Source organism: Nocardioides aestuarii, from assembly GCF_039527245.1.
Taxonomy (GTDB): Bacteria; Actinomycetota; Actinomycetes; order Propionibacteriales; family Nocardioidaceae; genus Nocardioides; species Nocardioides aestuarii.
Map to the genome: position 1 here is coordinate 3,154,942 of NZ_BAAAJT010000002.1, position 10,056 is coordinate 3,164,997.

At 72.9% G+C, this 10,056-nt stretch carries 14 protein-coding genes; 10 read left to right on the forward strand and 4 right to left on the reverse strand.

Going from position 1 to position 10,056, the window contains the following annotated elements; all coding sequences use genetic code 11:
- The first annotated feature begins 3 nt into the window (after positions 1–3).
- The 5 genes from ABD091_RS15810 (at position 4) to ABD091_RS15830 (ending at position 3,402) form a co-directional block, all read left to right on the forward strand.
- Complete coding sequence (locus ABD091_RS15810) at positions 4–2,058, forward strand: ATP-dependent DNA helicase UvrD2 (protein WP_343920166.1); 2,055 nt, start codon at positions 4–6, stop codon at positions 2,056–2,058.
- Between the two features lie 179 nt (positions 2,059–2,237).
- Complete coding sequence (locus ABD091_RS15815; RefSeq protein ID WP_343920168.1) at positions 2,238–2,456, forward strand: hypothetical protein; 219 nt, start codon at positions 2,238–2,240, stop codon at positions 2,454–2,456.
- A gap of 210 nt (positions 2,457–2,666) precedes the next feature.
- Complete coding sequence (locus ABD091_RS15820; protein WP_425571491.1) at positions 2,667–2,879, forward strand: WhiB family transcriptional regulator; 213 nt, start codon at positions 2,667–2,669, stop codon at positions 2,877–2,879.
- A gap of 73 nt (positions 2,880–2,952) precedes the next feature.
- Positions 2,953–3,108, forward strand: a complete 156-nt coding sequence (locus ABD091_RS15825) for a hypothetical protein (protein WP_343920172.1) — start codon at positions 2,953–2,955, stop codon at positions 3,106–3,108.
- Positions 3,109–3,240: 132 nt separating this feature from the next.
- Positions 3,241–3,402: a hypothetical protein gene (locus ABD091_RS15830; RefSeq protein WP_343920174.1), complete on the forward strand. Its 162-nt coding sequence runs from the start codon at positions 3,241–3,243 to the stop codon at positions 3,400–3,402.
- A gap of 23 nt (positions 3,403–3,425) precedes the next feature.
- On the opposite strand, the gene ABD091_RS15835 is transcribed toward ABD091_RS15830, so the two are convergent.
- The gene (locus ABD091_RS15835) at positions 3,426–4,196 is read right to left on the reverse strand and encodes a hypothetical protein (RefSeq protein ID WP_343920176.1); all 771 of its coding nucleotides are present in this window, start codon (positions 4,194–4,196) and stop codon (positions 3,426–3,428) included.
- A 127-nt stretch (positions 4,197–4,323) separates the two neighbouring features.
- A complete protein-coding gene (locus ABD091_RS15840; RefSeq protein ID WP_011754982.1) occupies positions 4,324–4,482 on the reverse strand; it encodes a DUF5679 domain-containing protein in 159 nt (52 codons plus the stop codon).
- A 173-nt stretch (positions 4,483–4,655) separates the two neighbouring features.
- Between ABD091_RS15840 and ABD091_RS15845 the strand changes: the two genes are divergently transcribed.
- The 3 genes from ABD091_RS15845 (at position 4,656) to ABD091_RS15855 (ending at position 7,346) form a co-directional block, all read left to right on the forward strand.
- Positions 4,656–5,450, forward strand: coding sequence for an enoyl-CoA hydratase/isomerase family protein (locus tag ABD091_RS15845; RefSeq protein ID WP_343920178.1), 795 nt, complete (start codon positions 4,656–4,658; stop codon positions 5,448–5,450).
- A 294-nt stretch (positions 5,451–5,744) separates the two neighbouring features.
- Positions 5,745–6,782, forward strand: a complete 1,038-nt coding sequence (locus tag ABD091_RS15850) for a PHP domain-containing protein (RefSeq protein ID WP_343920180.1) — start codon at positions 5,745–5,747, stop codon at positions 6,780–6,782.
- Positions 6,783–6,791: 9 nt separating this feature from the next.
- Positions 6,792–7,346, forward strand: a complete 555-nt coding sequence (locus ABD091_RS15855; RefSeq protein WP_343920182.1) for a M48 metallopeptidase family protein — start codon at positions 6,792–6,794, stop codon at positions 7,344–7,346.
- Here ABD091_RS15855 and ABD091_RS15860 read toward each other — a convergent pair.
- Together ABD091_RS15860 and ABD091_RS15865 are read right to left on the reverse strand one after the other, a co-directional pair.
- Positions 7,268–7,885 (reverse strand): NUDIX domain-containing protein, encoded by a 618-nt coding sequence (locus ABD091_RS15860; RefSeq protein WP_343920185.1) that lies wholly within the window; start codon positions 7,883–7,885, stop codon positions 7,268–7,270. The genes ABD091_RS15855 and ABD091_RS15860 overlap by 79 nt on opposite strands.
- On the reverse strand, positions 7,882–9,249 hold the full coding sequence (locus ABD091_RS15865) for a zinc-dependent metalloprotease (protein WP_343920187.1): 1,368 nt from the start codon (positions 9,247–9,249) through the stop codon (positions 7,882–7,884). The genes ABD091_RS15860 and ABD091_RS15865 overlap by 4 nt, the downstream gene beginning before the upstream one ends.
- Before the next feature lie 62 nt (positions 9,250–9,311).
- On the opposite strand from ABD091_RS15865, the gene ABD091_RS15870 reads away from it, so the two are divergent.
- Positions 9,312–9,761: a molybdenum cofactor biosynthesis protein MoaE gene (locus ABD091_RS15870; RefSeq protein WP_343920189.1), complete on the forward strand. Its 450-nt coding sequence runs from the start codon at positions 9,312–9,314 to the stop codon at positions 9,759–9,761.
- Between the two features lie 35 nt (positions 9,762–9,796).
- Positions 9,797–10,033 carry a hypothetical protein gene (locus ABD091_RS15875; protein ID WP_343920191.1) on the forward strand — a complete coding sequence of 79 codons (237 nt, stop codon included), beginning with the start codon at positions 9,797–9,799 and terminating at the stop codon, positions 10,031–10,033.
- The last annotated feature ends 23 nt before the right edge of the window (positions 10,034–10,056 follow it).

Consider the following 10,056-nt stretch of genomic DNA (forward strand, 5'->3'; position numbering starts at 1 on the left):
CTGATGCCAGGCCCCCGTCCCGAGCAGCTGCTCGAGGCCCTCGACCCCGAGCAGCGCCAGGTCGCCGAGGCGCTGCGCGGCCCGGTGCGCGTGCTGGCGGGTGCCGGCACCGGCAAGACGCGCGCGATCACCCACCGGATCGCGCTCGGGGTCGCGTCCGGGCTCTACCAGCCGTCCGAGGTCCTGGCGGTGACCTTCACGACGCGGGCGGCGGGGGAGATGCGCGCCCGGTTGCGGACGCTGGGGGCGGCCGGGGTGCAGGCGCGGACGTTCCACTCCGCCGCCCTGCGGCAGCTGCGCTTCTTCTGGCCCCACGTCCACGGCACCGAGCTGCCGACCCTCACCGAGTCCAAGCTCGCTCTGATGGCGACGGCCGCTCGCCGCTGCCGGGTCAGCGCCGACCAGGCGCTGCTGCGCGACCTCGCCTCCGAGGTGGAGTGGGCGAAGGTCTCCAACGTCCATCCCGACGACTACGCCCGCGTCGCCCCGGCGCGGGGGCGGTCGGTCGCCGGCCACGACCCCGAGACCGTCGCCCGCGTCTTCTCGGCCTACGAGGACGGCAAGCGCGGCCAGGGCCGGATGGACATGGAGGACGTGCTGCTGTTCACCGCCGGGATGCTGGCCGACGACGAGCGCGTCGCGGCCCAGGTCCGGTCGCAGTACAAGCGCTTCGTCGTCGACGAGTTCCAGGACGTCTCCCCGCTCCAGTCCGCGCTGCTCGACCTCTGGCTCGGAGGGCGCGACGAGATCTGCGTCGTGGGTGACCCCGCCCAGACGATCTACTCCTTCGCCGGTGCCCGCGCCGACCACCTGACCGGCTTCGCGAAGAAGTTCCCCGGGACGACCTCGGTCGAGCTGGTCCGCAACTACCGCTCGACCCCCGAGGTCGTGGACGCGGCCAACCGGCTGCTCGCCGGCAGCCCGAGCCAAGGGGTCCGGCTCCGGTCCCAGCACGCCTCGGGGCCGGCGGTCGCCTTCCGGGGCCACCCCGACGAGGTGGCCGAGGCCAGCGCGATCGCAGGTGAGCTGCGCCGCCTCGCCGACCAGGGCGTGCCCTGGAGCGAGATGGCGGTGCTGTTCCGGATCAACGCCCAGTCCGAGGCCCACGAGGAGGCGTTGACCGAGCGCGGCATCCCCTACGTCGTGCGCGGGGCCGCCCGGTTCTTCGACCGACCCGAGGTGCGTCAGGCGGTCACGCTCCTGCGCGGCACCGCACGCGCCGGCAGTGGTGCCCCGGTCGACCCCGACGCAGGGCTGGTCGACGCCGTGCGCGCCACGCTGTCCACGATGGGGTGGACCCACGAGCCCCCGACGGCCCGCGGCCAGGTGCGCGACCGCTGGGAGTCGTGGCAGGCGCTGGTCGACCAGGCCACCGAGTTCTCCGCCGCCGATCCCGCCGCCGACCTCGGGGCGTTCGTCGACGACCTCGATCGTCGCGCCTCCGAGCAGCACGCCCCGGTCGCCGAGGGCGTCACGCTCACGACCCTCCACGCCGCCAAGGGCCTCGAGTGGGACGCGGTCTTCGTCGCCGGCGTCCAGGACGGCACCCTCCCGATCTCGATGGCCGAGGGGCCGGCCGAGGTCGAGGAGGAGCGGCGGTTGCTCTACGTCGGGATGACCCGTGCCCGCCGGAGCCTGTCGGTCTCCTGGGCCCAGGCACGCAACCCCGGGGGTCGCGCGACCCGCCAGCCGTCGCGGTTCCTCACCGAGCTGCTGCCGGCTGACGAGCGGCAGCGCACGACCTCGGGGAGCCGGCGCAAGGCGGTCCACTGCCGTGAGTGCGGCAAGCCGGTCTCGACCCCCGCCGAGAAGAAGGTGGGGCGCTGCGCCGACTGTCCGGCCTCCTACGACGAGGCGCTCTTCGAGCGACTGCGCGACTGGCGGCGGAGCCGTGCGAGCGACGACGAGGTGCCGGCCTACGTCGTCTTCACCGACGCCACGCTCCAGCTGATCGCCGAGCACAAGCCGGGCGACGAGCAGGCGCTGCTGCGCATCAGCGGGGTGGGGCGTTCCAAGCTCGACAAGTACGGCGACGAGGTGCTCGCCCTCATCTCCTGAGGGCGGATCGGGGAGCTCGCGCAAACTTTTCCGCGAAATACCCAATAAATCGATTGCTCCTTACCGAGCCGAGCCGATATCTTTCAGGGGCAGTTCGAGAGAACTGCCTGCAGACATCCATCAGCGCATCGCGGCCCTGGCACGGCCGGCGCACGAAGAACGACAAGGAGGTGGCACACATGATCAGCAACAAGCTCACCGTGACGGCTCAGATCCCGTCCGGCTTCGGCATGCCCGTTTCCGGTGCCATCTCCGGCACCGGCCTCGGCATGACCGAGACCACCGGCGCGGTCTGCACCGCCCCCACGTTTGCCGTGCGCGATCGGCACGTGGCGGGCATCGCCGTCGCCCAGGCCTACCGCCCGGGTTCCACCGCCTGGAGTCCACCGACCTGTTGACCTAGCAACAGCATCGGCTACCTCCAGGCCGCGGACCCGAAACCCGGGATCCGCGGCCTTTCTGTTTCCGCACCACACCAGCGATCAGGTCCAACAGGAGGTGACCAGATGACCATCAGCGTTCTCGACCGCACTGATGGGTCTCACGCCTCGCTCGGCGGTCTTCACGACACAGCCAGCGAGGTGGACGAGGAGAGACTGCCGTGCCGGGTGAACGACCCGGAGCTGTGGTTCGCCGAGTCCCCGACCGACGTGGAGTACGCCAAGACCCTGTGCACGGACTGTCCCGTGCGCGACCTCTGCCTCGCCGGCGCCCAGCAGCGCCGGGAGCCGTGGGGGGTCTGGGGCGGCCAGCTCTTCCTGCAGGGCGTCGTGATCCCGCGCAAGCGGCCTCGCGGCCGGCCCCGCAAGGACGCCGCCTGACACGTCCCCGCGTCACAGCAGCACCACACGACCACCACCACTTTCACGAAACCGGAGCACCGAGATGGAACTCATGCACGAAGAGCTCGCACGGGCACAGATGTCCGTGCGCCTGGGAGAGGCGCAGCTGCAGCGACGGGCCTACCACCAGGCCCAGGCCCGTCGCGTGAGCCGCAAGGCCGAGAAGGCCGCGCGGCAGGCACGCCTCGCTCTCGCTCGCGCGATCTGAGGAGCCGGCGGCCACCTCCCCTCGGGGACGGGCCACCTCCACCCTGATCGCTGGGTGAGCTGAACACAGGAGCCGGGTACGGCGCCCCACGGGCGTCGTACCCGGCTCCTTGTCATGTCCTAGGCTCCGAGCATGACGACCTGCGACTTCTGCGGTCGGCAGGAAGCCGACGAGGCGAAGACCCTGACGTGGTCGACCGCGGTCGAGAACGGTCGCCACCGCACCTTCTGCGACACCTGCTCGCGCGAGCACCTGCGGGCGATGGAGGGCAAGCTCGACTCCGAGTGGTGGTGAGCGGGTGGTGATGTCGTGGTGGCTCAGGCGAGGAGCGCCTCGCCCCACGCGCAGCCGCAGCGCGGGTGACGGCTCCACGTCTGCGTCACCGGCCCCGTCTCGGTGAGCTCGACGGTCGCCGCCCACGTCGTCGGCCGGCCGCCGGTCAGCCAGGACCGTGCGTCGCGCGCCGCCCAGGCCAGGCCGAGGGCGAGGTCGCCCGGTGTCGTGCGGTCGTCGACGGCGCGCTCGAGGTGGTGGTGAACCACCAGCGGGTGACGCGGATCGCGGTCGGTGAGGTGCTCGTCGACGCACCGCAGGCACGAGGTGACGCCCGGGACGACAAGTGGCCCCAGCCGCACCCGACCGGCGACGGCGGTCAGCAGGAGGTGGGGGAGGTCGTCGCGGACCAGCGGGTCGAGCCGGTCGCGGCGTACCTCCGCCCCGGTCGTCACGACCAGGGCCAGGGCTCCCGCTGCCTCGGTGACCGCGAGCCCGGCCCGGGAGAGCGCCGCCACGACCGCGGCGCGGGTGTCTCCGGGTGCGTCGACCGAGACCGCACCGGAGGCCGGAGGCGGATCGCAGGGGACGAGCAGCCCGGCACTGCCGATCCGGACCAGCAGCTCGCGCTGGGGCACGCTGACCCGGAGCGGGTCGACCCCGGTCCGCAGCCGGGCGAGCAGCAGGTGATCGGTCGCCTCGGCGGCCAGCACCAGCCGCCGGTCGGCGTGGAGGCCGAGCTGCCAGCGGCCGTCACCGCGCTCCGAGAGCCGGGTCCCCGGTGCCAGCCGGACGCGCGGCCTGTGTTCCCCCATGTCCGCCGACCCTGCCACGGACGGCGCCACCCTGCCGGGACTCCTCCACAGAGCTCGCCCGACCCAACGCAACGGCGGCACCCGCCCGGGTGACCGGGTGGGTGCCGCCGTGACGTGTGGGGTGTGCTCAGGCCTTGCCGAGAATCCGGTTGAGGTTGGTCCCGCACACGGGGCACACGGCCTTGGCCATGCGGGTGCCCTTGTCGTTGACCTTGACCTCGCCCTCCGCCTCGCGCTTCTCCTTGCACTTGACGCAGTAGAACTCGCCGCTCCAGGTCTCCGCCATGACGGCCTCCTTGCTGTTTCGTTGTTCGGTCGTCGCGGCGGGGATTCGTGGGGAAGCCCGCCGGAGTTCGGGGCACGGAGCCCCTGAACCGTCCACGACCCTACGACACGCTCGTCCCAGCGTGTGAGAGGCACGCCCTGAGCGTGGATCCCGCGTCTCACTACCCTGCGCTCATGTCCTCCTACGAACACCTCCGGCTCGACCGCACCGGCGACGGCGTGGCGCTGCTGACCCTCGACAACCCCGACCAGCGCAACGCGATGTCGGACCGGATGACGGCGTCCTGGTCGGCTGCCGTCGACGAGCTCGCCGGCGACCCGTCGGTGCGGGTCGTGGTGGTGACGGGGGAGGGATCGGCGTTCTGCTCCGGCGGCAACACCTCGTGGATCGCCAGCGAGCCCGACGCCACCGTCGACGAGCTCCGCACCCGGATGCTCCCGTTCTACCGGGCCTGGCTCTCGATCCGTCGGCTCGAGGTCCCGACGATCGCGGCGGTCAACGGCCACGCGATCGGGGCCGGCCTGTGCCTCGCGCTCGCCTGCGACCTCCGGTACGCCGCCGCCGGGGCGAAGCTGGGCGTGCCGTTCGTGAAGCTCGGGATGCACGCGGGCATGGGCGGCACCCACCTGCTGCCAGAGGTCGTCGGCGACGCCCACGCGAAGGACCTGCTGCTCACCGGTCGCGTCGTCGACGCCGAGGAGGCGCTGCGGATCGGACTGGTCTCGCGCGTCCACGCACCGGAGACGTTCCTCGAGGACGTGATGGCCACGGCGCACGAGGTCGCGGCGACCGCGCCGGTCGCGACCCGGCTGACGACGCTGGCGCTGCGCGACGGCGGCCACGACAGCCTCGAGTCGGCACTGCAGTGGGAGGCGATGGCGCAGCCGATCACGCTCGCGACCGCCGACCTCCAGGAGGGGATCGCGGCCTCGAGGGAGCGTCGCGCGCCCCGCTTCACCGGCCGCTGACAGGCGAAGAGGCCCCTGGCCGACTCACGACACCTGCCTTCCCCTTGCGGATGTCGCTCGACGGGCCGGGGGCCTCATCAGGCGCCACGCTAGGAGGCGACGACGTCGCAGGTCAACGCCGTCTCGTGATCTCACCCTCCCGGGCTGTGGAGGAGGCTGTGGACAACGGTGTGCAGAGCGGCTCACAGCGGTGGATCGCCTCGGGACGAGCCTGTGGAGGACGGGGCGGGTCCCCTCGTGCACCCGCGCGCTGAGCAGGCAGGATGGTCGTCCACGGGCTGTGGAGGAGAAGAAGTGAGCGAGAGCTACGACGGGGGGCCGGTCGCCGCGCTGCGGCGGATCGCGTTCCTGATGGAGCGCGGGCGCGAGGAGTCGCGCCGGATCGAGGCGTTCCGGGCCGCGGCGGCCACGATCCTGCCGCTGCCCGCCGACGAGGTGACGGCGCGGGTGGAGGCCGGCACCCTGACCGAGCTGCCCGGGATCGGCAAGAGCACCGGTGGGGTCATCGCCGACGCGGTCCGCGGTGTCCTGCCCGAGCGGCTCGCACGGCTCGAGGCCGAGCACCGGGGCCCGCTGGCGCCCGGCGGGCGGGAGATCCGGGCAGCGCTGAGGGGCGACCTCCACAGCCACTCGAACTGGTCCGACGGCGGGTCGCCCATCGAGGAGATGGCCTTCACCGCCATCGAGCTCGGCCACGACTACCTCGTCCTCACCGACCACTCGCCGCGGCTGCGCGTGGCCAACGGTCTCAGCGCCGAACGGCTGCAGCGCCAGCTCGGGGTGGTCGACGCGGTCAACGAGCACCTCGGCGGCGCCTTCACCCTGCTCAAGGGGATCGAGGTCGACATCCTCGACGACGGCTCGCTCGACCAGAGCGAGGAGATGCTCGCCCGCCTCGACGTACGGGTCGCGAGCGTCCACTCCAAGCTGCGGATGGACACGGAGCCGATGACCCGGCGAATGGTCGGCGCGATCCGCAACCCGTTCACCAACGTCCTCGGCCACTGCACCGGTCGGCTCGTGACCGGCAACCGGGGGACGCGGCCCAGCAGCGAGTTCGACGCACGGGCCGTCTTCGAGGCCTGTGTCGAGCACGACGTGGCCGTCGAGATCAACTCGCGCCCGGAACGTCGCGACCCGCCGACGAGGCTCCTCGAGCTCGCCCGTGACACGGGCTGCCTGTTCTCGATCGACTCCGACTCCCACGCGCCGGGCCAGCTCGACATGCTCGACTACGGCTGCGAGCGGGCCGAGCAGGCCGGCATCGACCCCGACCGGATCGTCAACACCTGGCCCCGCGAGCGTCTCCTGTCCTGGGCCGCGAAGGGCTAGGTTGCAGCCATGGCCGCCGGATCCCGCCCCCCCGAGGTGGAGGTGCGCCGCTCCCGGCGCCGGCGGCGTACGGTCTCGGCGTACCGCGACGGCGACACGGTCGTGGTGATGATCCCGGCGACGATGACCCGGGCCCAGGAGGCCGAGTGGGTCGAGACGATGCTCGCGCGCCTGGAGAAGTCCGAGAAGCGCAAGCAGCTCTCCGACGACGACCTCATGAAGCGGGCTCGCCGGCTCAGCGACAGCCACCTCGGCGGCATGGCGCAGCCGGAGTCGGTGCGGTGGGTCGACAACCAGGTCTCGCGCTGGGGCTCCTGCACGCCGGGTGACCGCACGATCCGGCTCTCGGCGCGGCTCCAGGGCATGCCGGCCTGGGTCGTCGACTACGTCCTGGTCCACGAGCTGGCCCACCTGCTGGAGGCCGGCCACGACCAGAAGTTCTGGGCCTGGGTCGACCGCTACCCCCACGCCGAGAAGGCGAAGGGCTACCTGCTCGGCTGGTCCGCGGCCGCCCGGCTCGACCCGCCCGACGACGGCACCGACGCACCCGGCGACGTCGACTGACGCTCGCGCGCCAGCCGCACCAGGTCGGCGAGGTCGTCGTCCGGCAGCGCGTCGGCCGGCCACCAGCGGACGTCGAGCGACTCCTCGCTCACCGCGTGGTCGGCTCCCTCGGGGGCGATGGCCAGGAACCGCACGTCCAGGTGCCGTACGCCGCCACGCGGGTCGCAGAACGGCACGGCATGCTCGCTCAGCTGGACGGGCGCCGGGTCGACCCGCAGGCCGGTGAGACCTGACTCCTCGACGGCCTCCCGCTCGGCCGCCGCGGCGAGGGTGGGGTCACCGGCCTCGCAGTGGCCGCCGAACTGGAACCATCGGCGGGCCTTGGCGTGCAGGGTCAGCAGGACGTGCGACCCGTCGCGGGAGAGGACCAGCGTGCTGGCGGTGAGGTGGTCCGGGTAGCAGTCCCGGGTCATGCCGGTCGGCTGCGCCTCGAGGTGGGCGACGTAGCGGTCGCGCAGCGACGCCTGTCCGGACGTGGGCGGGGCCCACGTCCGGAGCAGCGCCAGCGCGTCGGCGTGCAGCCCGTCGGTGCTGCTCACTCCCCGTCGAGCAGCTTCTTCAGCTGCGCGTCGAAGTCCTCGTCGCTGAGCTCCTCGGGCGCGGCAGCGTCCTCACGGAAGCCGAGCGGGTCGTCGAGGTCGGCGGCGGTGGGGAGCAGGTGGGGCGACATCCAGACGCCGTCGCGCGCCTCGGTGCCCTGCCGGGTGCGCAGCGAGGCCCATAGGGTGGAGGCGTCGCGCAGCCGGCGCGGCCGCAGCTCGAGGCCGACGAGCGAGGCGAAGGTGTGCTCGGCCGGACCGCCGGACGCGCGGCGGCGGCGTACGGCCTCCTGGAGCTTGTCGGCGGCCGGCATCCGCTCGGCGGTGGCCTGACCGACGATCTCGTCGACCCAGCCCTCGACGAGGGCGAGGGTGACCTCGAGCTGCTGGAGGGCGGCCTCCTGCTCGGGGCCGTGGCCGAGGTCGAACATGCCGCCGTCGGCGAGCTGCTGGAGCGACTCGGGGTTGGACAGGTCGAGGCCGCGCACCTGTTCCTCGAGGTTGGACTGGAGCCGCTGCGTGTTGATCTCGAGGCCCGTCGCATAGTCGGTGACCGCGCCGATGAGGTGGTCGCGCAGCCACGGGACGTGGGCGAAGAGCCGCTGGTGGGCGGCCTCGCGGAGTGCGAGGTAGAGCAGCACGTCGTCCTCGGAGACGTCGAGGCCCTCGGCGAACGCGGTGACGTTGGCCGGCACCAGGGCCGCCTTGCCCGGAGCGCCGAGCGGCAGCCCGATGTCGGAGGCCGTCAGCACCTCGCCGGCGAGCGCGCCGAGGCCGGAGCCGATCTGCTGGGCGAGCATCCCGCCGACGGCACGCTGGAGCATCTCGACGATCCCGCCGCCCATGCCGGGGAGGCCGGGCAGGCCCATGCCCTCCATCTGCTCGGGCATCGACTGAGACAGCGCGCTGACCGAGGACGCGGCGATCGGCTCGACGAGTCCCTTCCAGACGTCGAGGGTGCCGACGATCCACTCGGCGCGGCTCCAGGCGGCGGTCGAGGTCACACCGGACGGGAAGTCGGTGGTCTCGTCGAGCCAGTGGTCAGCGAGGCGGACCGCGTCGGCGACCTGGTCCTGCTGGCGCTGGGTGGGCGTCGGGTCGCTTTCCGACGCGGCCTGCTTGCGGGCGAGGTCGAGCGCGAGGTCCCAGTTGAGGGGACCCTCGTGCGGCTGCATCATCGCCTGGACCTGCGCGAAGAGCGCGTTGAGGTCGGGGAGGCTGCCGCCGGGCTGCCCCGGCGTGCCGGCGTTGAAGCCGATGCCGCCAGTGCCTCCAGCGCCGGCGCCGCCGCCGAGCGCGTTGAAGAACTGCTCGAAGGGGGTGCCCTTGAAGGGGTTGTTGCCCTCGTCGGGTTCGTTGCTCATGCATCCACGGTACGCGGCGGACGGGAAGGCGGCAGGGGTCGTCGGGCGCTAGGGTCGGCGGCGTGGACGACAGCACCAGGAGGGACCAGCGACCGGCCGTGCGGCTGGTGGCGCTCCGCGACACCGCGCTCGACGTGACCGAGGTGCTCGACGCCCTCGACGACGACGCCTCCGGCGGCCTGACGCTGTTCGTCGGCCGGGTGCGCGACCACGACGGTGGCAAGGGGGTCGACGGGCTCGACTACTCCGCCCACCCCTCGGCCCTGGAGAAGCTGCAGGAGGTGTGCGACCGGGTCGCCGCCGACCACGAGGTCACCGGTGTCGCCGCCGTCCACCGGGTCGGCACGCTCGAGATCGGCGACATCGCCGTCGTCGTGGCGACGACCGCGGCCCACCGCGGCGAGGCGTTCGTCGCCTCCCGCGCGCTCATCGACACGCTGAAGTCCGAGGTCCCGATCTGGAAGCACCAGCGGTTCGGCGACGGCACCCAGGAGTGGGTCGGCGCGCCCTGACCGGACCGGCGCGGCTCGCGCCGTACGCTCGGCGCGTGGAGATCCTGCTGTGGCTGGTGCCGACCGCCGTCGTGACCGCGGTCGCGATGCTGTGGGTCGCCTGGCTGGGGCGCGACGGTCGCGGCGAGGTCGACCGCGACGCCGCCGTGGAGAAGCTGGCGGCCGCGATGCAGCGTGACCACACCGCCCGCCACCGGCCCCGCCCCACGGCCCCGGTCGACCGCAGCACCGGCATCGCCGTACGACCGTCGCGCTCGCGCGGCCCCGCCTGAGCGGGCCGACCACTGGGTCACGC